The 21882-nt window shown below is 46.7% G+C and carries 21 protein-coding genes, 2 tRNA genes, 1 rRNA gene and 1 other RNA gene; 1 reads left to right on the top strand and 24 read right to left on the bottom strand.

All coding sequences use genetic code 11. The features are described 5' to 3' along the window. Positions 1-252: 252 nt before the first annotated feature. The 16 genes from NT239_09680 to ylqF form a co-directional block, all read right to left on the bottom strand. Positions 253-328 (bottom strand) — tRNA-Ala (locus NT239_09680). Between the two features lie 38 nt (positions 329-366). After that, positions 367-443, bottom strand: a tRNA-Ile gene (locus NT239_09675). Between the two features lie 196 nt (positions 444-639). Then, positions 640-2173: ribosomal RNA gene (locus NT239_09670) — 16S ribosomal RNA — on the bottom strand. Between the two features lie 513 nt (positions 2174-2686). Next, positions 2687-3523 (bottom strand): carboxylating nicotinate-nucleotide diphosphorylase, encoded by an 837-nt coding sequence (gene nadC, locus NT239_09665; GenBank protein XGA70064.1) that lies wholly within the window; start codon positions 3521-3523, stop codon positions 2687-2689. A 2-nt stretch (positions 3524-3525) separates the two neighbouring features. Continuing rightward, on the bottom strand, positions 3526-4890 hold the full coding sequence (locus NT239_09660) for a phosphomannomutase/phosphoglucomutase (protein ID XGA70063.1): 1365 nt from the start codon (positions 4888-4890) through the stop codon (positions 3526-3528). After that, the gene (locus NT239_09655) at positions 4891-5964 is read right to left on the bottom strand and encodes an alpha/beta fold hydrolase (GenBank protein XGA70062.1); all 1074 of its coding nucleotides are present in this window, start codon (positions 5962-5964) and stop codon (positions 4891-4893) included. It lies immediately after the preceding gene. 34 nt (positions 5965-5998) lie between these two features. Next, positions 5999-7732, bottom strand: a complete 1734-nt coding sequence (gene ptsG / locus NT239_09650; protein ID XGA70061.1) for a PTS glucose transporter subunit IIBC — start codon at positions 7730-7732, stop codon at positions 5999-6001. A 211-nt stretch (positions 7733-7943) separates the two neighbouring features. Further along, positions 7944-8285 (bottom strand): PTS transporter subunit EIIB, encoded by a 342-nt coding sequence (locus tag NT239_09645; GenBank protein ID XGA70060.1) that lies wholly within the window; start codon positions 8283-8285, stop codon positions 7944-7946. An 11-nt stretch (positions 8286-8296) separates the two neighbouring features. Continuing rightward, on the bottom strand, positions 8297-9619 hold the full coding sequence (ptsP, locus tag NT239_09640) for a phosphoenolpyruvate--protein phosphotransferase (GenBank protein XGA70059.1): 1323 nt from the start codon (positions 9617-9619) through the stop codon (positions 8297-8299). Then, complete coding sequence (locus NT239_09635; GenBank protein ID XGA70058.1) at positions 9561-10841, bottom strand: glucose PTS transporter subunit IIA; 1281 nt, start codon at positions 10839-10841, stop codon at positions 9561-9563. The genes ptsP and NT239_09635 overlap by 59 nt, the downstream gene beginning before the upstream one ends. Before the next feature lie 311 nt (positions 10842-11152). Further along, positions 11153-11428, bottom strand: coding sequence for an HPr family phosphocarrier protein (locus NT239_09630; GenBank protein ID XGA70057.1), 276 nt, complete (start codon positions 11426-11428; stop codon positions 11153-11155). A 126-nt stretch (positions 11429-11554) separates the two neighbouring features. Continuing rightward, entirely contained in the window at positions 11555-12160 is a 606-nt protein-coding gene (locus tag NT239_09625; GenBank protein ID XGA70056.1) for a 5-formyltetrahydrofolate cyclo-ligase, read from the bottom strand. A gap of 8 nt (positions 12161-12168) precedes the next feature. Further along, positions 12169-12366, bottom strand: a non-coding RNA gene (gene ssrS / locus NT239_09620) — 6S RNA. 18 nt (positions 12367-12384) lie between these two features. Next, positions 12385-12696: a cell division protein ZapA gene (locus tag NT239_09615; GenBank protein XGA70055.1), complete on the bottom strand. Its 312-nt coding sequence runs from the start codon at positions 12694-12696 to the stop codon at positions 12385-12387. Continuing rightward, positions 12693-12893 (bottom strand): hypothetical protein, encoded by a 201-nt coding sequence (locus tag NT239_09610; GenBank protein ID XGA70054.1) that lies wholly within the window; start codon positions 12891-12893, stop codon positions 12693-12695. Before NT239_09610 ends, NT239_09615 begins: the two co-directional genes overlap by 4 nt. Before the next feature lie 168 nt (positions 12894-13061). Then, positions 13062-13976, bottom strand: a complete 915-nt coding sequence (gene ylqF, locus NT239_09605) for a ribosome biogenesis GTPase YlqF (GenBank protein ID XGA70053.1) — start codon at positions 13974-13976, stop codon at positions 13062-13064. 362 nt (positions 13977-14338) lie between these two features. Here ylqF and NT239_09600 point away from each other — a divergent pair, with 362 nt between their 5' ends. Then, a complete protein-coding gene (locus NT239_09600; protein XGA70052.1) occupies positions 14339-14818 on the top strand; it encodes a TlpA family protein disulfide reductase in 480 nt (159 codons plus the stop codon). A 122-nt stretch (positions 14819-14940) separates the two neighbouring features. Here the strand turns inward: NT239_09600 and NT239_09595 are convergent, their stop codons facing one another. From NT239_09595 to NT239_09560, 8 genes are all read right to left on the bottom strand, one after another. Further along, complete coding sequence (locus NT239_09595; GenBank protein ID XGA70051.1) at positions 14941-16341, bottom strand: prepilin-type N-terminal cleavage/methylation domain-containing protein; 1401 nt, start codon at positions 16339-16341, stop codon at positions 14941-14943. 23 nt (positions 16342-16364) lie between these two features. After that, positions 16365-17549 (bottom strand): hypothetical protein, encoded by a 1185-nt coding sequence (locus NT239_09590; GenBank protein XGA70050.1) that lies wholly within the window; start codon positions 17547-17549, stop codon positions 16365-16367. A 10-nt stretch (positions 17550-17559) separates the two neighbouring features. Continuing rightward, on the bottom strand, positions 17560-18255 hold the full coding sequence (locus NT239_09585; GenBank protein ID XGA70049.1) for a prepilin-type N-terminal cleavage/methylation domain-containing protein: 696 nt from the start codon (positions 18253-18255) through the stop codon (positions 17560-17562). After that, positions 18249-18755 (bottom strand): prepilin-type N-terminal cleavage/methylation domain-containing protein, encoded by a 507-nt coding sequence (locus NT239_09580; GenBank protein XGA70048.1) that lies wholly within the window; start codon positions 18753-18755, stop codon positions 18249-18251. Before NT239_09580 ends, NT239_09585 begins: the two co-directional genes overlap by 7 nt. A gap of 339 nt (positions 18756-19094) precedes the next feature. Then, positions 19095-20378, bottom strand: coding sequence for a glutamate-1-semialdehyde 2,1-aminomutase (gene hemL / locus NT239_09575; GenBank protein ID XGA70047.1), 1284 nt, complete (start codon positions 20376-20378; stop codon positions 19095-19097). A gap of 111 nt (positions 20379-20489) precedes the next feature. Next, complete coding sequence (locus NT239_09570) at positions 20490-20951, bottom strand: CYTH domain-containing protein (GenBank protein XGA70046.1); 462 nt, start codon at positions 20949-20951, stop codon at positions 20490-20492. Further along, the gene (locus NT239_09565; protein XGA70045.1) at positions 20951-21337 is read right to left on the bottom strand and encodes a hypothetical protein; all 387 of its coding nucleotides are present in this window, start codon (positions 21335-21337) and stop codon (positions 20951-20953) included. The genes NT239_09570 and NT239_09565 overlap by 1 nt, the downstream gene beginning before the upstream one ends. 98 nt (positions 21338-21435) lie before the next feature. Then, positions 21436-21858: a CopD family protein gene (locus NT239_09560; protein XGA70044.1), complete on the bottom strand. Its 423-nt coding sequence runs from the start codon at positions 21856-21858 to the stop codon at positions 21436-21438. Positions 21859-21882 lie beyond the last annotated feature (24 nt).

The following is a 21882-nucleotide window of genomic DNA, read 5'->3' as shown; positions in this document are numbered from 1 at the left end:
GCTGATCTTTCGATCAGAGATACAATCAACCCAATTTATTTACTGTTCACACCAAGTTGCCTTGATGCTCACATTGTTTAATTAGGAGATATTACTTCTTCTATTTTGTTAAAGAACGATACAGATGCCAAAGGCATTCTGATTTAAGAAATCAGAACAAAATAAACAAACCAGAATTAATTCTGCTTGCTTACTGAATTCTAAATTCTCAAGAGAGACTTTCGCCGTAGGCGTAGTGCCCACCGCAAGGTGTGGTGGAGGATGACGGGATCGAACCGACGACCCCCTGCTTGCAAAGCAGGTGCTCTCCCAACTGAGCTAATCCCCCAATCTGGCATTACAAAGCTGTTTCCACTGATGAATCAATGGTGGGTCAAGCTGGAATCGAACCAGCGACCCCCGCCTTATCAAGACGGTGCTCTAACCGACTGAGCTACTGACCCAGCTTTTGTCTTCACTAGATCATCTCTAACTTCGCGATTACTTTTAGATAATCTACGCCGCCAGAGCTACTGACCCAGCTTCCAACCAAGTCCGTAACCCTGCAATGAATTGCTTCATTGCTCAGCTACTTTCTCTGTATCTTCAAACTCTACAGCCGATGAGTGTGAGTACTTGACCCGAAGGTCTTTTCTCTTGAAAGGAGGTGATCCAGCCGCAGGTTCCCCTACGGCTACCTTGTTACGACTTCACCCCAGTCATGAATCCCACCGTGGTAAGCGGCCTCCTTACGGTTAGCCTACCTACTTCTGGTGAAACCCACTCCCATGGTGTGACGGGCGGTGTGTACAAGGCCCGGGAACGTATTCACCGCGACATGCTGATCCGCGATTACTAGCGATTCCGACTTCATGCACTCGAGTTGCAGAGTGCAATCCGGACTACGATCGGTTTTGTGAGATTGGCACCCCCTCGCGGGTTAGCGACCCTCTGTACCGACCATTGTATGACGTGTGAAGCCCTGGTCATAAGGGCCATGAGGACTTGACGTCATCCCCACCTTCCTCCGGTTTGTCACCGGCAGTCCCACTAAAGTGCTCAACTGAATGGTAGCAACTAGTGGCAAGGGTTGCGCTCGTTGCGGGACTTAACCCAACATCTCACGACACGAGCTGACGACAGCCATGCAGCACCTGTGTTACGGTTCCCGAAGGCACTCCTCTATCTCTAAAGGATTCCGTACATGTCAAGACCAGGTAAGGTTTTTCGCGTTGCATCGAATTAATCCACATCATCCACCGCTTGTGCGGGCCCCCGTCAATTCCTTTGAGTTTTAGTCTTGCGACCGTACTCCCCAGGCGGTCTACTTCACGCGTTAGCTGCGTTACTAAGCTCCGAAAAGCCCAACAACTAGTAGACATCGTTTAGGGCGTGGACTACCAGGGTATCTAATCCTGTTTGCTCCCCACGCTTTCGTGCATGAGTGTCAGTATCAGCCCAGGGGGTTGCCTTCGCCATCGGTGTTCCTCCACATCTCTACGCATTTCACTGCTACACGTGGAATTCCACCCCCCTCTGCCGTACTCTAGTTAGCCAGTTCACAATGCAATTCCCAAGTTGAGCTCGGGGATTTCACATCGTGCTTAACAAACCACCTGCGCACGCTTTACGCCCAGTAATTCCGATTAACGCTTGGACCCTACGTATTACCGCGGCTGCTGGCACGTAGTTAGCCGGTCCTTATTCTTCAGGTACTCTCATCCCCGGTGGGTATTAGCCACAAGGATTTGCTCCCTGACAAAAGCGCTTTACAACCCGAAGGCCTTCTTCACGCACGCGGCATTGCTGGATCAGGCTTGCGCCCATTGTCCAAGATTCCCCACTGCTGCCTCCCGTAGGAGTCTGGACCGTGTCTCAGTTCCAGTGTGGCGGATCGTCCTCTAAGACCCGCTACTGATCGTTGCCTTGGTAGGCCTTTACCCCACCAACTAGCTAATCAGCCATCGGCCGCTCCAATAACAAGAGGTCTTGCGATCCCCCTCTTTCCCCCGTAGGGCGTATGCGGTATTAGCTATCCTTTCGGATAGTTATCCCCCATTACTGGGTACGTTCCGATGTATTACTCACCCGTTCGCCACTCGCCACCAGACCGAAGTCCGTGCTGCCGTTCGACTTGCATGTGTAAAGCATGCCGCCAGCGTTCAATCTGAGCCAGGATCAAACTCTTTCGTTTAATCTCTGCTATTTTTACTACTTGGCTTGTACTTCAATACTCAAAGAAAGAAACGAGATGAACAATAAAGTTCGTCTTGTTTATTTCCTATCATCTGAGTGCAAGCACTTGTTTCGACTTACGAATCAAGCACTCACACTCATCGGCTGTAATTTGTTAAAGATCGGGCTGAACAACCAGAGAAACATTCGTTTTGTTTCGCTGCGTCATCAGCAGAGAGGCCGAACTATACCCACCGGCCTGAAACACGTCAACACCTATCGACGATGAAAAGCGAACAAAGGCGATAAGTGATTGATGAAAAAGGAAACTCGATTTTAAACAATTGAGCCTAGCCAATCAAAACACAGCGGCCAGCACCAGCTAGCCCAACTACAAAACTACAAAACTACAAAACTGCAAAACTGTAAAACTGCAAAAACCAAACACCAAACACCAAACACCAAAAAGCACAAAGCACAAAGCACAAAGCCCGCTAGCGCGGGCTTTATTTGGTGTAGATTCATCTGCCAATTAGCTAAAGCGCATCGATAAATCGATGGCTTGGATATCTTTAGTGAGCTTTCCTACCGAAATTCGATCTACGCCGGTTTCGGCTATCGCACGAATCGTGCTCAGTTCAACGCCACCTGAAGCTTCTAAGACCGCTTTACCTTGTGCCATTTGCACCGCAGTGCGCATATCGTCCAGACTCATATTATCCAGCAAGACCGATACCGCGCCTGCGGCCAGCGCTTGTTCGAGTTCGTTTAAGTTTTCGACTTCGATTTGGATGGTGACGTGCTTTGGTGCGATTTGCTGTGCCGCAGCCAGAGCATTGGCAATACTGCCCGCCGCCATAATGTGGTTTTCTTTAATCAAAATACCGTCATATAAAGCAATGCGCTGATTAGCTCCGCCACCAACAGTCACCGCGTATTTTTGTGCGCGACGCAGGCCAGGGATGGTTTTGCGCGTGTCGTGCACGACTGCATTGGTACCTGCGATCAAGTGCGCATAGCGGCGTGTTTCAGTCGCGACCCCTGATAATGTTTGGATAAAATTTAAAATGCTGCGCTCGGCGGTTAGCAAGGAGCGGGCATTGCCCTGCAGAACACAGAGGCCGGTATCTGCAGCCACATACTCCCCTTCCGTAACTTGCCAGTCGATTTGGATGCTGGCGTCGACTTGGCGAATGACTTCATTTGCCCATGGTAAGCCACAAATTACGGCATCTTCACGCACGATAATCCGCGCATTGGCTTGCTGCGTCGCTGGAATTAATTGCGCAGTCCAATCGCATTCACCAATGTCTTCAGCTAAGGCGGTGGCTACATTGGCGGCGATGATGTGATGGGGAGGTAAATTCATACTTAGTCGACGGTATAGTGTGGAAAAGGAAGCGGTGCAATTGCGGCCGCAAGTTCATGTTCGATGCGACGCAGCGCTGCAGCGTCATCGGCTTCGATGCGTAAGGTTAGCACCGGCGTCGTGTTCGACGCTCGAATCAAGCCAAAGCCATCGGCGTATTCTATGCGCAAGCCGTCGACGAGGCTAATACTACTGGCGGTGGGAAACTGCGCTTTGGCTGCGATGTCTTTGACTAAAAGATGCCCCGAGCCAGTCAGCGCAATTTGTAATTCGTGTGTCGCCAAGCATTGCGGCAAACGCGCCAGCTCAGCATCAAGGTCTAATCCTTGCGAAATAGCTGCAAGTAATTTCGCCGCGGCAAACAGCGCGTCGTCAACATCCCAGCCAGCAAAGGCAAAATGGCCGGATAATTCACCGGCGAGCAGCGCTTTAGTTTGCTTGAGCTTGCGCTTCATATGCGAGTGGCCGGTCGGAATCGCTTCGGATGTGCCGCCCAATTGCTGCACCCATTTTGCTACCGCGCGGCTCGATTTCACATCATATAAAACATGGCCGCTTTGCTGCGCCAAGGCCAAAGTCGCGAAAATCATTAGCAAACGATCGCCGGGAATCATTTGCCCCGTGCGAGTGACCACGCCCAAACGATCACCATCTCCGTCAAAAGCAATGCCCACATCGGCGTTGAGTTCGATAACCTTAGCGCGCAACTCGCGCAAATTATCGAGCACTTGCGGATCGGGATGATGATTCGGAAAATGGCCATCCACTTCGCAATACAACTCGCTGACCTCGCAACCCAAATTGCGAAATAACTGCGGCGCCACCGCTCCCGGCGCACCGTTGCCACAGTCGATGGCGATGTTCAGTGGCCGTGCCAGCTGCACGGTTTGAGCCACCGCCGTGCAATAATCTGCAAACACATCGTATGTTTGCGCCACACCGCTAGCTGAGCGTGGCAATTCGTCCGCTTCAATTTGCTCGCGCAAGGCTTGCAAAGCAGCGCCATCAATGGTTTCGCCACCCAGCACCAGCTTGATCCCATTATATTCGGGCGGATTATGCGAGCCGGTAATCATCATCCCTGATGCATCGGCATAATATTTTGCGGCGAAGTATAGCAATGGCGTGCATGCCATTCCTAGGTTACAGACCGATACCCCTGCTTCGACTAAGCCTTTTTCAGCGGCTGCCATTAATTCGGGCGTGGATAAACGCCCATCGCCCGCCAGAGCGATGGTTTTAATCTGCCTTTGCTTGGCCTGCGCGCCCACTGCGCGCCCCACCCAATACGCCACCTCAGGCGTCAATAAAGACACCGGGCCACGAACATCGTACGCTTTGAAAATTTCTGCTGGGATGCGGCTCATTTATCTCACCAAAGGCAGGTGGTATTGGAAAAACTTCATTAGTGTTTCAGGCAACCAACTCAAACGCCCTGGCGGAGGGCCAGACATAAAACCCACATGCCCGCCTTCGCGTGGCTGAATCAAACGAACCGATTCAGACACATCGCGCACGGTAGGCAGGCTATGAGCGGGCATAAATGGGTCGTTTAAGGCGTTGATGATTAAGGTGGGCGTTGTGATGTGTTGCAACACGGCCTTGCTACTCGCACGCTTCCAATAATCTTCAACGCCAAAAAATCCATGTAGCGGCGCAGTCACCAAATCATCAAACTCGCGCAGGCTTTTTACTTTTTTTACCTGCTGCCAGTCAATAAAGGGATTTTCTGACATCTTCAGCTTGTATTGCGCTTTTTTTCGCATGGTACTCAGAAATTCGCGCGTGTACAGATGGCGATTGATGCCGATATCCAGCGTATTGCCACAAGCGGCTAAATCCATCGGCGCAGAAATTGCGGCGGCGGCGTGGATAATTTGCGTAGCCCCTTCGCCCTGCTCACCCAGCCATTTTAATAAAGCATTGCCGCCCAGCGAGTAGCCCACCGCAAACAACGGGGTATCGGGGTAAAGTTTTTTAAAGCGCTGCAAAATCCAATCGATCTCTTCTGAATCACCGGCGTGGTAACTACGTGGCAAACGATTAGGCACATTGCCGCAAGTTCGAAAATGCGGCACCACGCCGCGCCACCCTTTGCGATATGCATGATGGAATAATGACACGGCATAGTGACTACGGGAGCTGCCTTCCAAACCATGAAATAACACAATCAACGGGGTTCCCGCGCGACCTTCAGTCCAATCCAAACCAATCGAATCTAAATCAGGGGTAATCCAATGCTCTCGTTTGTAGTGCAATGGCCGTTGCCAGAATAGCGTGGCAGGATAAATCGTCTGGGCATGTCCACCGGGAAGCCAAGATGCAGAATGATATGAAGGTAGGTCTAAATGCTTTTCACGCGCCATATCGAAAGTGTGGCTGAAAGTAGAACGACTAGCCAGAAAAATTCGCGGATCTGCTTCCCAAAGTAAAAAAGCCATCGCAATTTGCGATGGCCTCTCTGTCACATACCACTCAGAGCAAGGAGCCTGCGATTTGTTCGGCCCGATCACCGACGATTAAGTGCACGACCCCGTCTGCCAGTGGCGCGACTGCTTCAATTCCCTGCTCTTGCAAACCGGACAAGTCTAATAATTTGACGTCGGCAAGCTCAACCCGAACACGTGTAACGGCCAATGGAACCGCACTACGAATATTGCCAGCGCCACCCAAAGCCGCCAATAGTGCAGGATTGCGATCCTGTGGAGTGACTTTACTGGTCTTCTGCTGATTGACTGGGCTACTTGCAGTTGTAAGTTGGCCTCCACCTTGTTTGATAAACAATTCCATATCGGTTTTCAGGTTTTCGGAACGCGTCCCGAAAATCGCTTGCATGCTATTACCCACTTGCATGACGCCTGCCGCACCAAGGGCTTTTAAACGAGCTTGATCGACTTTGGCTACATCCGCCACAGTAATCCGCAGGCGGGTGATACATGCATCCAGCGATTGAATATTGCCTGTACCGCCGAAAGCCAGCACCAAATCTTCGGCCATACCACCCGCACTGGCGCTTGTACCCGCTACTTCAGCACTCACATCTTCACGACCAGGTGTTTTCAGGTTCCATTTCACAATGACGAAGCGAAACACGCTGTAGTAAATCGCCGCGTAGATCGGGCCAATGATCAGCACGTACCACCAATTTTGCGCGTATTTACCCAAAGCATTAAACATCAAAAAGTCGATGCCACCTTGCGAGAAGGTAAAGCCCATATGCATATCGAGTGTATTGGCAATAAATTGGCCGCTTGCCGCTAAGAAGGCGTGGATTACATACAGCACCGGAGCTACGAACATAAAGGCAAATTCGATCGGCTCAGTAATACCGGTTAGGAATGAGGTCAGCGCAGCTGACACCATAATCCCGCCGACCATCACTTTGTTTTCCGGTTTTGCCGTATGCCAAATTGCGAATGCCGCAGCTGGAAGACCAAACATTTTAAAGAAGAACGCGCCCGACAAAATCCCAGCCGTTGGATCGCCAGCAAAGAAGCGCGCGATATCGCCATTCACCACTTTGCCCGTTGCATCGGTGAAGCTACCAATTTCAAAGAAGAACGGCACATTCCAAATATGGTGCAAACCAAACGGGATCAATAGACGTTCAATAAAGCCGTACACCGTTGCCGCCATGCGCGGATCAGAATGCGCAGCCCATTGTGAGAAGCTATTAATCACACCCTGCACCGATGGCCACACCACCGACATAATCACACCGACAAAAATTGCGGCAATCCCAGTTACGATCGGAACAAAGCGTTTGCCGGCAAAAAATCCCAGATACGGTGGCAGCTCGATGCGGTAGTACTTGTTGAATAAAGTTGCGGCCACGCCACCGATGATAATCCCGCCGAAGACGCCAGTTTCCATCGATTTCATGCCCATCACCATCGCGGGCTCAACGCCCATCACGGGCGCCATCACACCCATCGTCGCCAGCAACACGACAAAACCAACCGAAGCCGCAATTGCGGCCACACCGTCGTTCTCAGTTAAACCCAAAGCGACACCAATCGCGAAGATCAACGGCAGATGGCCAAAAATGGCACCGCCACCAGCTTCCATCAATTGTGAGACCACGGTCGGCAAAAAGGAAAAGTGCGAGGCACCAATCCCTAGCAGTAAACCTGCGACGGGTAAAACCGCCACCGGCAGCATTAAAGCCTTGCCGATTTTTTGTAGCGTAGCAAAAGCATTTTTAAACATCGACTTTCTCCTGTTTTTTAGCCTCGCCGAAAGACAGGCATTAAAACTTGATTAATTTCGATCGATTATTCTTGGGTATATCGCTCTAAGCAATACATTAAAAGTCCTACATAAAAATACTAGTACGGAGTATTTTTTGATTTAAATCAAAAAAAAGCCCACCGTGATCACGGTGGGCTTTTGAAATGAAGCGATACGATCATGAATGAAATCAAGCCTGACCGACAATCAAGTGAAAGACTTTCGCATTAATCGGCGCTACCGCCTGAACACCTGCAGCTTTGAGAGCCGCTTCATTGAGTCGGCTACCATCTTGCAAGGTTACTCGCACACGAGTTACGGCGATCGTTTCGGCTTCTTGTACATTGCTTTCGCCACCCAAGCCGACGAGCCAAGCAGGCTTGACTGCTGACGATGGCTGAGCAATGGCTTTCGGCGCAGCGGGTGCAATGGGTGCGTTGCTGCTCGCTGTGGCTTCAGGCGCTTTGCGTGTCATCTTCATTCCAATGACGCCAAGCACTAAGCCCACCAAAAAACTGATTAACATTGTCATTGTGCTTCTCCTTAATCAACCAGCTGAGATAAACGGGCGCGCACTTCAGCCGCGGTACCCAATTGCAAGATTTCTGCGGCCAGTTTCTGGCATTCAGCTTTGTCCAAAGTGCGAACCAGCGCTTTGATCGCCGGAATCGTTGGCACGCTGGCCGACAATTCATCGACACCAATGCCGAGCAATAATGGAATCGCCATTGGATCAGACGCGATACCGCCGCACACGCCAACCCACTTACCGTGTTTGTGCGCACCTTGCACCGTCATATTGATCAGATTCAATACACCAGGGTGCATCACGTCGGCTTGTTTCGCCAATTTCGGGTGACCACGATCCATCGCCAAAGTGTATTGCGTTAAATCGTTAGTACCGATCGAGAAGAAATCAACTTCACGCGCAAATTGCTCCGCCATCACTGCAGTGGCAGGTACTTCAACCATAATGCCGACTTGCACGTCTTGCGTAATACCGAGTGCGGCTTTTTCTTCGGCCACGACGCGTTTCACTTCGCGCACTTCTTCCAAGCTGGTAATCATTGGGAACATGATCGCCAATTTTGAATATGGCGCAGCGCGCAATACCGCACGAACTTGGGTGTGCAAGATTTCTGGCTCAGCCAAGCACAAACGCACACCGCGAATCCCCAAGAATGGATTTTCTTCGACTGGCATCGGCAAGTAAGCCAATGGTTTGTCGCCACCGACGTCGAGCGTACGTACAACGAAGGTTTTATCGTTGCCCAGTGCTTTAGCAATATCGATATAAATTTGGCTTTGTTCTTCTTCCGTTGGCGCGTCGGTGCGCTCTAGGTACAGGAACTCGCTACGTAGTAGACCCACACCCTCACTGCCCAACTTCACACCATCAACCGCGTCGTCCAAACCACCAATATTGGCAACCACTTCAACGTGCGTACCATCTTTAGTCACCGCAGGTTCAAACGCCGCAGCCAATTCAGCCGCACGTTTTGTAGCTTGCGCAGCTTGTTTGTCGCGAATCGCTGCCACCTCAGCTTCCGATGGGTTTTTGCGCAATGTGCCGCGCGTACCATCCAGAATTACAGGGGTGCCATTGGCTAATTCCAACACGTCTTCGTCAATACCACAGATCGCAGGGATATTGAGCGAGCGCGCCAAGATGGCAACGTGGCTGGTTGCGCCACCACCGGTGGTGCAGAAACCCAATACTTTGGTGCGATCCATGCTGGCGGTATCAGATGGCGTGAGTTCTTCCGCAATCAAAATCGCATTTTCAGGAACAACCATCGCCGCTTCTTCAACACCAGCGATCAAGCGCAATACCGCGACGACCCACGTCGCGGATATCGTTGGCACGGCCAGCCAATACTTCGTTTTTCAAGCCTGCCAATTTGTCGGCGTAAGTAGTGAATGCGATTTTCCAGGCAAAAGCGGCGCTTTTTTCTTGGCCGATGTTGGCAATAGCAATCGCTAGTAAATCTGGATCTTCCAACAACTCTTGATGAGCGGCGAAAATTTCAGCTTTGCTGGCGTCGGAAATTTCAGCTTTTAGATTTTCCAATTGCTGATGAGCATCTTTCAGCGCTTTATCCAAACGACGCTTTTCAACCGCTTGCCCTTCACCTTTTTCAACCACGGCGATTTCTTCTTGTTTCACATGAAACACATTACCCACCGCCAAACCGGGCGATGCAGAAACCCCCGTCAAGACATTTGGATCATCTGACTTTGGTTTTGGCTTGGCCGTTTTGATGTTCATTGGCGCTGGTTTGGTTTTCGGCACAGGACCGCCAACATCTTCACCACAACCAGTGAGAATCAACTCAGACAATGCTTTTACCGCCGCAGCCGCATCTGGACCTGCGGCGCGGACACGAATTTCATCATTATGCTGAACTTCTAAACCCATAATCGCAACGACCGATTTCGCGTTCGCTTCTTCACCTGCGCGGACCAATTTAATTTCTGATTGGTATGTTTTTGCCGCATTGGCCAAAACAGCAGATGGGCGCGCGTGCAAACCAGTATGGTTAGGCACCTTGATTGGATCAGAATAAGCTTCGCTCGATGCGGTAGTTGCTTGAGTCGCGCCTGCAACGCCAGCAGCTAACTGCAATGTTAATGCGGTATTTTGTCCTGCAACGACTAAGCCAGTCGCAGGGGTAAATTTAGCAACCTGATCGCTATTGGTAATCACGATCTGGGTCAGCAGCGAAACCGCCTTGCGCGCCACCAAATCCATATCAAACTCAATCAATGCTTGGCCAGCATCAACGATATCGCCTTCTTTTACTTTGGCAGTAAAACCGTTGCCTTTGAGCATCACGGTATCAAGACCAATGTGCATCAACACTTCGATTCCCGTTGGGGAGGTCACAGTCACAGCATGTTTTGACGAGTGCAACTGGGTGACTTTACCCGTCAGCGGGGCTACCAATACATTACTGGTTGGATCAATCGAGATCCCATCACCCACCATTTTTTGGGCAAAAACTGGATCAGGCACTTTTTCTAAAGGCACCATCACACCGGATATAGGCGCTTTGAGTTCAATCTGGCTTACAGGATTGCTCGACATAAAAATACCTCGTTTTTTGTTCGATATCTGGCTAAAGCTATGCATCAATTGATGGAATGAGTTTAAAACGATATTCCATCTGCATGGGGGTAAATAGTTGCTTTACGGGCTGCCAAAATTACTCATTCGATGATTGTTTAAAATCCACTCGGCGCATTGTGTCGCGAAGCGCTGCACGAAAAATTGTTTCTAATCAGAATCTTTGTGAAACTAGATCGTGCATTTACGTAAATTTACAATTTCTAATTCTGAATTACAGAATATTGGGCAAACAAAAAGGGCAGCGAGCTGCCCTTATCGATTGAAATGGCTTATTTCTCGCCACAACCACTACTAATTACCTGAATCAAGGCATTAATCGCCGCTTGAGCATCAGGGCCATCGGCTTTGATTTGAATCTTGTCGCCCAAGCTAACATCAAGCCCCATTACTGAAACCACCGATTTGGCATTCGCTTCGATCGTTTTGAAAACCAGTTTGATATCTGATTGATATTGTTTAGCAACATTCACTACATTGGCAGCGGGACGAGCATGAAGGCCAGTCGCGTTCACAATGCTAACAGGGTTAGATACGATTGCAGCCATGATAACCTCTACAGTGAAAATGATAAGCAGCCAGAGCTAAAAAGCTGACATGAAAATAACCATGCACACATCATAGCGAAATTTTACACCGATGTACCTGCGGAATAACCAGTATTGATCAATAAACTATCGGTGAAGAGGTTGCAAATATTTACATTCGGTTTGTACCGCGTCGAGCAATAAATCCCACGGCTCTATTGGTAAGGCTTCCACTTGCTGAACTGCAAACCCTAAGCCAATCAATTTAGGTTTTTGCCAGCTTCTCCGTACACGGCGAAATGCAAACGTCGTATCGTAGTAACCGCCACCCTGCCCCATTCGAGCACAACGAGTGTCAAAGCCAAGCAATGGCACAAATACAGTGTCTAAGCTCTTGGCCGAGCAATGTTCTGAATGAAACGGAACGGGGATATTAAACTTTCCCAGCTGCCAAATTGAATTTTGATCTAGCCGCACAAATTGCAATTGCCGACCAAAGCGCGGAGTACGCGGTAAATAGACTTCACAACCACGGTGCAATGCAGTGAGAATCAATGGCCAAGTTGGAAATTCGCCACCCACAGGCACATACACTGCAATTTTCTTGCCGCGGCGTAATCGTTGGCGAATTTGTGGGGAAGCGCAAACCGCCCAGGCGGCAGCTAATCGTTGCTCGACTGAAATCGCAGCACGAGCATGACGCAATGAGCGTCTTAAATCAGCTTTGGCGGTGGAGATGGTCAATGAAGACATAGAGTGAGGGGCTTCCCGCGAATGCCGTACCGACTCGCATCTTGAACCCAATGGTTCAAGTTGCCACCAAGTCGATGCCATCAGGTGCATTCGGAAACTGCCGAAACAGAGTGAATGCTCACAACAGGCGTCGGGAGACCCGGCGGACATGCTATACAGCTTATCGGTTCAAAGAATCTGAGCCGTTACGAACACCGCAGGAAAGCAAAGGGTGCGATTGATGATTAAAACAGCTCGGTCTGTTCTTGCAAGACCGCATCAATCGTTGAATTCATGCCATCGATTCTACGCTGAAAAGCGCCGATGTCAATTCCACCAGGCACCTTGGTTTGTAGAAACTCGTGCGTCATATTCAGTGCAGCCATGATCGCAATCTTTTCCAAACCGATCACTTTGCCATTGCTGCGAATATCGTGCATACGCTGATCAAGAAGCTGCACTGCTTGCAGCAGCGTCGCCTCTTCGCTTTCTGGGCAGGCAACCCGGAACTCGCGCCCCATGATTGAAATATCTAACTGCTTGATCGCATCGCTCATGCCATATCCTCCGGCAATTTTGCCAAGATGGTTGCAACTCGCTCTTTCGTTCCCGCCAATTTTTGCTGCAAATGCAGATTATCATGATTTGCCTGCAACAAAGCTTGGCGCAACTCACGATTTTCATTGCGCAAATGGCGACATAGATCAGCCAGCTGCTTCACTTTCTCTTCCAGCGTTCCTAATTCTGCTTCCATCTCACTCTTCCAATCATGGACTTAACAAGCAATATTAAGCTCATTTTAAACAATTTCGCGCTCAGATCTGAACGACTCCTAATCTCGACCCACAGCATCAATAGGTATAGCCTTGAAAACAATATCCAACATAGTCTTCAAATTAATACCTATCTCATTTATTCATGATTATTGCGCTTCTTCGCTATCCGCAACGTCGGATTCAGCCAGATCATCACCCGAGCCCAAGTCAACACCAATGAAATCATCCGGCGTTTCCAGTGTCATGCGACCAATCGCTTTCGTGCGGTAATCGGTAATAATCAAATCCGCCGTTTTTTGCTCGTCAATAATCCCGCCACTCATCACCGCGCCTCGCTTACGGCCAATGCGCTCAAACAACTCTTCCACTTCGCCATTCAAATCAGGCAATTTATAACGCTTCATCAATTCGGCTGGATAGCGCGCTTTCAAAGCCTCAATCGCAAAGTACGCCACTTCCACTTCATCATAAGCATTACGACCAATCGAGCCACCAAGCGCTAATCTAAAGCCGGAAGGCTCATGCTCGACTTTAGGCCACATCAAACCCGGCGTGTCATACAAAATAACGCCGCCCAACGTTTCAATCCGTTGCTGAGATTTCGTCACCCCCGGCGTATCAGCCACTTTAGCAACTTTGCGTTGCGCCAAAGTATTGAGCAAAGTCGATTTACCAACGTTAGGAATACCCATAATCATCGCACGCAGCGGTTTTTCAACCCCAGTACGAAACGGGGCCAACTTCAAACACAGCTGTGGAATCTTCTTTAACGCTTCTTGTTTGTTATCTTCACCCAGCAAAATCGCCTCGGTACCAGGCTGAGCGCGAAACCACTCTAACCAGACTTTGTTCAGAGTTGGATCAGCTAAATCAGCCTTATTCAAAATCTTCAACGCTGGTCGCTGTCGATGCATCCGCAACTTCTCAATCATCGGGTTGCTACTCGACAAAGGCATACGTGCATCAACAATCTCAATCACCACATCAACCTTAGCCAAGGTCTCAGCAACTTTCTTGCGAGCCACATGCATATGTCCCGGAAACCACTGAATTGCCATCATGCACCCCCAAGAAAAAGCGCGATTATACGCTTATTCACAAACGTCTTAACAAATCAGATACTTGGCATGTGTGCAAGAACGACCCGCACTGTGGATAATCCAATAAAATCATCTGTGGATAAAACCCTCACCAAATTACCCACAGGGGATACCGAAAAGGTAAGAAGACTTGTGGATAGTATAAAGTATTGAATCAATTATAGAAAATGACTTATCCACAAGTTTTAGCTGCCCTTATTTATTATTACTATCCTTTTCTTATCAATATATATGTAAAGAAAACCTTCCTTGATTTACGGAACAAAAGCACACGCAAAACAGACTACATGCCATAAAATACCCAACGAACGAAGGAAAACCCTATGAAAACCCGTCTACAAGTGATCATTGCTTGCCTACTGACCACTGCTATAGCTAGCTACTTTGTACTTTCAAGTGAAGATCAACTACCAGCAGAGCACCTAATGACTACCTTAGATGGTCAAAAGATCAAATTATCTGACTACAAAGGTAAGATAGTACTGGTAAATTTTTGGGCAACCAGCTGTACAGGCTGTATGCAAGAGATGCCTGAGCTAAAAAAATTACAACTGAAATATGGTGAAAACCGTTTTCAAACGATTGCAGTAGCAATGAATTACGACAATATTGAATACATTAAAAACTATAATAAAAAAGAAAATATTCCATTTAAAATAGTTCATGATGCAGATGGTGAAATTGCAAAGAAATACGGAGGCGTTACATTAACGCCGACCAATTATTTAATAGGTAAAGATGGGAAATTGGTTAAGAAATACATTGGTATTCCAGACTATGCTGAAATTATTAGTAAGATTTAAATCTTAATGAGTTATACCAAGCTTTAAATATTAAATTAATTTATTGATTTTTATAGGTAACTATCTAGATAAATTCAAAATTATTAGTTAATAAAATATTAAAGGGGCCGAAGCCCCTTTGTCTATAAGATGTTAAAATCTATTAAATATGTTTCACCATTTTTAATGGTAATTGATTGTGTCTCTGTACTATTATTATCCCTTTTACAAACAGCAGTCGCTACAGCTTCTGTATATGGTGCAATAATTGAACAAGAATCACTATAAACGCGGGTAGTACTATTTGAACTTACCGCGGTACTATATGTTGTTTGCGAACATGAATTGGTATAACTCATAGTGCAACTTGTAGCTGCATCTTTATTATTTGCACTTAAATTAACCTTAATGTTAATGGTTGCCGGGCTAATCGGCTCAGCCGTTGGTAATGGTGTAGTACCAGGTTCTGGCGTTGGAGTTACGGTTGGGACAGGCGTTGGACTAGGTGCTGTTAATGGTGTTGGTGATGGTGTTGGGAATGCACAAGTTCCGCTTCCTTCACAAATAGATAAAACAATATCCTTAGTAGCAACCTTATAAGCACCGGCAACAGTCGATTTCAAAATATTATTTTGTCCACCTTCAATACCACAACCTAAAAATATACTTTTTCCAGGATTAATTTCAGTAACCTTCAATGCACAAGCAAAATTAGCCTGCAACATGCCACTTCCAGAAATCAAGTTAGGGCTACACCGACGTGCAGTGGTTGAAGGGACTGTTTTTGAAATATCATAATCAATTCCAGATCCTGGATTTTTTGGCTTAGTTACAAAAGCAGTCGCTTCATCCTGTAGCCGAATTTCACAGATCGAACCATCACTAAGATTATTTGTTCTCCATTGTGCTTTACCTTCTAAAAAATAGGCCTCAGTCCATTGGTTACTATCAGAAGGCTTACTAATAGTATTTATATCATCGTAATGTTGACTTTCGGAGATATAGTACTTAGTTGTTCCTGTTGTTGGATCTTTATACTTAACTATGACATCTTTACCCCAGCTTTTATCCTTAGTCCATTCTCTAATCGTTGCAATAGGATCATTAGCAGCTTGATTCGCTGCCGTTGATGTCACAAAATCTTTTGGATCATATTTAGCAATATACGATTTCAGCTCAAATGACTTATTATCTCCCGCACTATTTTGCCAAGTTATTAGTACAGTAACTAATCTTGAATCAGGGGCTGGGCCAGATGCAATAGAAACTGTTCGTATTAAATTTACTTGCGAATAATTTGATTGAATAATTGTTTCTGAAGCGGATGATGCCATTGCTGACACTGCTACATAGCCTTTTTGTCGCAATTCTTCCATTTTCTCTTTTGCCAACATTTCTGCGATGCTCGTTTCTTTCGAACGAGTGGCTTCTGACATCATTTTACTTTGAAATCCAGCTAATCCTAGTAAACCTACAGCGAGAATGACTAAGGCGACCAACATCTCAACGAGGGAAAATCCGAGTGATTTATTTAACTTATGCATGATTCTGCTCCAATATCCACCAATTATTGCCAATCACGCCAAGCACCACCCAGCATAGTATAACCAGCGTGAATTTTTTTGGCCGCATCAAAGATTGACTTATCATATTTAATATCAATAGAACCCTGTGAATTATATGCACCTGCTACTGAAATAGCGCCATTCACGGTTTGATTACCATTTGTAGTTAAAGAACCTGATACGTATAAAAGACCATTAATAGTAAAATTTGAGCTCGTATCGACTGATCCATTAATAATTACAATGACTGGATCATCTAATGTACCAAAGGTACCAGCCAAATTATTACCTGGATTATTAAGCCAGATAATTTTGCCGCATGATTTAGCACAGCCTGAATAATTACTTAAAGAATCTGATGCTTTAACATCGGCTTCGGCATACATTTCGTTCGGGGATTTGCCAAAAACATACTGGAAGTAAGTTTGAAGATCGTTTGCACTTGAGCTTAATGGCATGGCACCCAATCCACCCTGCATCCCTTGTAAACTGCCATCAACGGTTGAGATTGCACCATGAAAACCATTACCACTAGCAGTACAGCCTGTGCCGTTTAGATTATTGGTAGTGCTGGCACTTGAGCCTGCGCGAACAGCAAATCCGCCATTCCCTGTTGAGTTTTCTGCACAAGTACTACCCCCAATAGTTACACTACCTGGTGAGGAAATCGCATCAGGAGGTAATTTAGTTAGAAAAGGTGCTATAGCAAAAGTTGTTTTTATTGTTTTTTTATTGCAATTAATTCCAAATAAGCAATTATCTTTTCCACCAATGGATGTAATAATTAAACCCTTGGTAGGGTCTGGACTTTCCATAGTGACCTGAAAATCATATGCTGAATCAGGTGCATTTTCGTTAAAAATATACTTGTTAGTGGAATTATTAGTTAATGTTGCATTGCAGCCATTAGTACTATCTTTTACATAATTACCTGTACAAAAATATTGTTTGAATGACTGAGTTTGAACTCCTGCTATCGTCACCAACGTTTCATCATTAATTTTGGCTAGCGCAAAATTAAGCCCTGCTTCAGCCGCTTCAAATGACTTACTGCTCTGATTCATTGTTAAAGCATTCAATACATCAGAAATAGTTGATCTATTTACAAAGAATGCGACAATAGTCATTATTAATAAAGCAACCACTGAGACAAATAGAGTTGCTGTTCCTTTTTGATGTTTAATCATTTTATTTTCCTTATGCACAAACTCTACTGGTTGATGCGGTATCAGTTCTGATTGTGTCGTTCCGTATTCTAATTATTTTTTGAATTGGTTGTTTAATGATACTATTTATACTTTTTGTTTCTGCATTAATCTCAATTTTTATATCTGTGATGCAAATATTAGTTGATGAGTTATAGCTAACTTGATGGCTTGAATCAGTTGGTGCAGTTTTTGTAAAAGTGAAAGTTGTAACTTTAATTTTTGCTGGATCTGTAATTGCTTGCCATGCAGGATTACTACTGCTGATTAAGCTTGGATCACAGCCATAATATGAACCTGGTGTTCGCATATAGATTGTATTATTGATTAGGGCATAACCAAATTTCTCACTATCATTCACCGTATCGCCAACATTATCCCTATCATAGGAAAAGATGATGCAATTGGTTCCGATTGTCACCGGAGAATTTGGATAGGCATGTGGATTTTGTGTTGCGGATCCATCTAATAATTTGCTCGCATTATTCCAATATCCTGCACGTCGAATATCATCACTGATGATATTCATAGTGCTTCTCATTGTTTGGTTTAGCTTTAATAAATCAATTGTGTTTTTTCCAAATTGAATATTGTTTGTCATTACCGTCGATATGGCTAATAAGGCAAAGATACCAATTGCCATTGCGATCATTAATTCTATCAGTGAAAATCCTGATTGTTTTAACATGCTTTATAATCTCCAATTCTAGTTGTTCCACTTGGTGAGCAAACTGAAATATCACCAACAGCATTTAACTTAATAGTTGTTTTTTTTCCTCTGCTTGAGATTAAAGTTATATCGCCATAGCCTGAACTTAATATCCCACGTACTTGATCAAATTGCTGGCCATTTAATGACATTCCATCAATATCAATGGAAGGAAACTCTGCTGATTTTGTTTTTGTTGTTGTACATTCTGTATCTTGAGTGCAATCACAGCTTGTTTTTAAATTGGAACCGATACACCAATTATTTCCAGTCTTATTTACATTAATATAAACATCTTCACTTTTTGACTTTGTTGCAGTCCGCATTATTTGCAAATCACTATAAATTTTCTCTGTTGCATCAACTAATTTTTGTCTGTCAATTAAGTCAAGGTACGAAGGAATTGCAATTGCCATTAATATACCCAATATCGCCAGTGTTACTAACATTTCAATTAATGTAAAACCACGCACGAGCATCTTTTCCACTCCAATAATATTGTTGCAGTAATAGTATTTTGTTTTGTGGTAGGGCCACTGCCTTAAACGATGTGCTGTATATTTAAATGGATAAACGGTTAGTTTGATGTAGCTAATTGGTTACATATCAATGTTGATTTTTATTTCAACTAGCTTTACTAAAATAGTTCAGATTTAGGAAATTGTCTTGTTAGCTAGACTAACGTTGCATTGCAACGTACGAAAGGCGGGAAGTGCTGAAGATGAAAGGTCTGTTTTGGCAGATAAAATGGGTATATTGGTACAGCTATTTATCAATAATGGCTGTATCAATATACCCAATATGGTATTGAAGACTACTTAGATGCGCTGCAACACGCTCGCGGCTGAATGCAGGGTGTAGCTGATATCGGTTTCATCATGCGCTGCGCTGACAAAACCTGCTTCAAACGCGGATGGCGCTAGGTAAATGCCTTCGTCGAGCATGGCGTGGAAGAAGGCGTTGAAGCGGGCGCGTTCGCTGTTCATCACGTCGTTGTAGCTGTGCGGTACGCTTGGGCTGCAGTAAATTCCGAACATGCCGCCAACGGCTTGTGCGCTGATGGTTTTGTCGTTTGGCAATTGTGCTCCAATCGCGTTGAGGCCATCGGCGAAGGCTTTGGTTTTGGCGCTCAAAGCTTCAAAAAAGCCCGGTTTGCTGATTTCTTGCAATGTCGCCATTCCCGCGGCGACGGCGAGTGGGTTGCCTGATAAAGTGCCGGCTTGATAAACAGGGCCAAGTGGCGCGAGCTTGGCCATGATGTCGGCGCGGCCACCAAATGCCGCCAGTGGCAAACCACCGCCAACCACTTTACCCAAGCAAGTTAAATCAGGGGTAATGCCGTGTAGGCCTTGTGCGCATTGCAGTCCAACGCGAAACCCCGTCATCACTTCATCGTAAATCAGTACTGCGCCATGGTCTTGCGTTAATTTACGCATAGCGGCGACGAATTCTTTGCTTGGCTGCACCAGATTCATATTGCCGGCGATCGGCTCGACGATCAGCGCGGCGATTTGGTCGCCTTGTTCGGCAAACACGGCTTCTAGCGCGGCCACGTCGTTGTACGGCAACACGATGGTGTCGGCGGCAACGGCAGCAGGTACGCCCGCGGATGATGGATTACCAAAGGTCAGCAGGCCAGAGCCGGCTTTGACCAGTAAACTATCAGCGTGGCCGTGGTAGCAGCCTTCGAATTTGATCAATTTATCGCGACTAGTAAAACCGCGCGCGAGGCGAATCGCGCTCATCGTCGCTTCGGTACCGCTGGATACCAGGCGTACTTGCTGCATTGAAGGCAACATTTGGCACAGCAGGTCGGCGATTTCGATTTCGCCTTCGGTCGGTGCACCAAAGCTCATACCGTTTTTTGCTGTGCGCGTTACCGCCTCGATCACTGCTGGATGCGCGTGGCCTAGAATTAGCGGGCCCCAAGAGCCAACGTAATCAATATACTTTTTACCGTCAGCATCCCAAACATAAGCGCCCTCGCCTTTTTTGAAAAAACGCGGCGTGCCGCCGACCGAGCCAAATGCGCGCACGGGTGAATTGACACCGCCAGGGATGTGTTGCTGCGCGGCGGCGAAGAGTTGTTCATTGCGATTCATAAATACCTCTATATGGTATTTATCTAGCGAATAATTCTGGATTTTATTACAGAGATATACCCTAGATAAAATAAGGGGCCGACTAAGTCGACCCTGATGTGTTCTGCTATTTTACCAGCTTGAAAACGGTTTTTCCGATAGCGCACTATTGTAATAGCGCGCATCGCCCGAGACCTCATCGCCCAACCACTCGGGTTGCGGGAAGCGGGCGTCTTCGCTGGCCAGCTCGATTTCCGCGACGATTAAGCCATCGTTTAAGCCGTGAAACTCGTCGATTTCAAAGGTATGGCCGTCGATTTCAACCAAATGGCGGGTTTTATCGAGCACGTTCGGGCACTGTTTCAGCATTTCCAGCGCATCGGCTACAGGAATTGGGTATTCAAATTCCAGCCGACTAATGCCGTCGTTTTTGCCTTTAATGGTTAAAAAGCCTGCGTCGCCTTTGACCCTTACCCTTACCGTGCGCTCTGGCTCGGCATTCAGATAGCCTTGTGCAATCCGCGTGCTTTTAGCTACTAAAGAGCGCCAATCGCTGTTTTTTAACAGAAATTTCCGTTCGATTTCCGTTGCCATTATTCGATGGCCTGCTTAATGGTGGTGATGTCTTTCAGGTGATAGGCTTGATCGTCTGCTTGATATACACCTTTATCCCATTCTGTATTGAGCTCGTAAACGCCCCAATTCTGATGGCCTTGGGTAGTAATCGCAGCTTTGGCTTCGTCGATTTTGCAAAAGACCTGCATGCCGCGGTAATAGCCATCTTTATCGATGAGCTGCGGTGGAAAGTCGGCGGGTAGTTTGGCTTTTTCAGTACGACCTGGTGCAGGTTCAGCTTTGTTTTCTTTCAGAAATTCTTTAATTTGATTCGGGCCAATCGCGTAAACACCGCATTGGGCTTTGGGTTCACCGCAGGCGCTTAAAAGTGCGGCCAAGCTGGTGGCTAGTAGGAGTGTTTTCATAGTTCTCTCTAATTCGTAAGGCAAAAGTTGTCGCTAGGCCCGCCTTGCTGGGCGAGGAAAACTAATGCTACCAACTGCCTGCGTTGAACCAGACAGCTTTAAAAAGGTTTGACGATCACTAAGATGACGACCGCGAATAAAACCAGAACTGGCAATTCGTTAAACACGCGATACCAAACGTGACTACGTGTGTTTTTCCCAGCCGCAAAGTCGCGATAGATTTTGCCACACCAAGCGTGATACGCAATTAAAAGCGCCACCAGTGTCAGCTTGATGTGCATCCAAATCCAGCCCGGCCCAATATAAAAATCGTAATAGCCCCAAGTCCAAATGCCAAAAATCAGCGCTAAGCCGGCAATCGGTGTCATAAAGCGATACAACTTGCGGGCCATCAGCCCAAGGCGCTCGATCTCTGCTGGCTCGGTTGCCATCGCTTGATTGACGAAAATGCGGGGTAAATAAAATAAACCGGCAAACCAGCTGATAACAAAAATAAGGTGAAATGCTTTAACCCAGAGCATGATGATTTCCAGTGCAAGGTAAAA

This window comes from Chitinibacter sp. SCUT-21 (assembly GCA_041874755.1).
Lineage (GTDB): Bacteria > Pseudomonadota > Gammaproteobacteria > Burkholderiales > Chitinibacteraceae > Chitinibacter.
The sequence above is the reverse complement of the archived record's forward strand: the minus strand, read 5'-3'. Positions and strand labels throughout refer to the sequence as shown.

Excerpts from the sequence above, each read along its gene's own strand:
- NT239_09580 (XGA70048.1), bottom strand. The coding sequence starts at position 18,755 with ATGCTCGTGCGTGGTTTTACATTAATTGAAATGTTAGTAACACTGGCG.
- NT239_09625 (XGA70056.1), bottom strand. The coding sequence starts at position 12,160 with ATGTCTTCATTGACCATCTCCACCGCCAAAGCTGATTTAAGACGCTCA.
- NT239_09610 (XGA70054.1), bottom strand. The coding sequence starts at position 12,893 with ATGGAAGCAGAATTAGGAACGCTGGAAGAGAAAGTGAAGCAGCTGGCT.
- NT239_09615 (XGA70055.1), bottom strand. The coding sequence starts at position 12,696 with ATGAGCGATGCGATCAAGCAGTTAGATATTTCAATCATGGGGCGCGAG.
- NT239_09590 (XGA70050.1), bottom strand. The coding sequence starts at position 17,549 with ATGATTAAACATCAAAAAGGAACAGCAACTCTATTTGTCTCAGTGGTT.
- NT239_09595 (XGA70051.1), bottom strand. The coding sequence starts at position 16,341 with ATGCATAAGTTAAATAAATCACTCGGATTTTCCCTCGTTGAGATGTTG.
- ylqF (XGA70053.1), bottom strand. The coding sequence starts at position 13,976 with ATGATGGCAATTCAGTGGTTTCCGGGACATATGCATGTGGCTCGCAAG.
- NT239_09570 (XGA70046.1), bottom strand. The coding sequence starts at position 20,951 with ATGGCAACGGAAATCGAACGGAAATTTCTGTTAAAAAACAGCGATTGG.
- NT239_09660 (XGA70063.1), bottom strand. The coding sequence starts at position 4,890 with ATGAGCCGCATCCCAGCAGAAATTTTCAAAGCGTACGATGTTCGTGGC.
- NT239_09630 (XGA70057.1), bottom strand. The coding sequence starts at position 11,428 with ATGGCTGCAATCGTATCTAACCCTGTTAGCATTGTGAACGCGACTGGC.
- NT239_09600 (XGA70052.1), top strand. The coding sequence starts at position 14,339 with ATGAAAACCCGTCTACAAGTGATCATTGCTTGCCTACTGACCACTGCT.
- ptsG (XGA70061.1), bottom strand. The coding sequence starts at position 7,732 with ATGTTTAAAAATGCTTTTGCTACGCTACAAAAAATCGGCAAGGCTTTA.
- NT239_09655 (XGA70062.1), bottom strand. The coding sequence starts at position 5,964 with ATGGCTTTTTTACTTTGGGAAGCAGATCCGCGAATTTTTCTGGCTAGT.
- NT239_09585 (XGA70049.1), bottom strand. The coding sequence starts at position 18,255 with ATGTTAAAACAATCAGGATTTTCACTGATAGAATTAATGATCGCAATG.
- NT239_09565 (XGA70045.1), bottom strand. The coding sequence starts at position 21,337 with ATGAAAACACTCCTACTAGCCACCAGCTTGGCCGCACTTTTAAGCGCC.
- NT239_09645 (XGA70060.1), bottom strand. The coding sequence starts at position 8,285 with ATGACAATGTTAATCAGTTTTTTGGTGGGCTTAGTGCTTGGCGTCATT.
- hemL (XGA70047.1), bottom strand. The coding sequence starts at position 20,378 with ATGAATCGCAATGAACAACTCTTCGCCGCCGCGCAGCAACACATCCCT.
- NT239_09560 (XGA70044.1), bottom strand. The coding sequence starts at position 21,858 with ATGCTCTGGGTTAAAGCATTTCACCTTATTTTTGTTATCAGCTGGTTT.
- nadC (XGA70064.1), bottom strand. The coding sequence starts at position 3,523 with ATGAATTTACCTCCCCATCACATCATCGCCGCCAATGTAGCCACCGCC.
- NT239_09635 (XGA70058.1), bottom strand. The coding sequence starts at position 10,841 with ATGTCGAGCAATCCTGTAAGCCAGATTGAACTCAAAGCGCCTATATCC.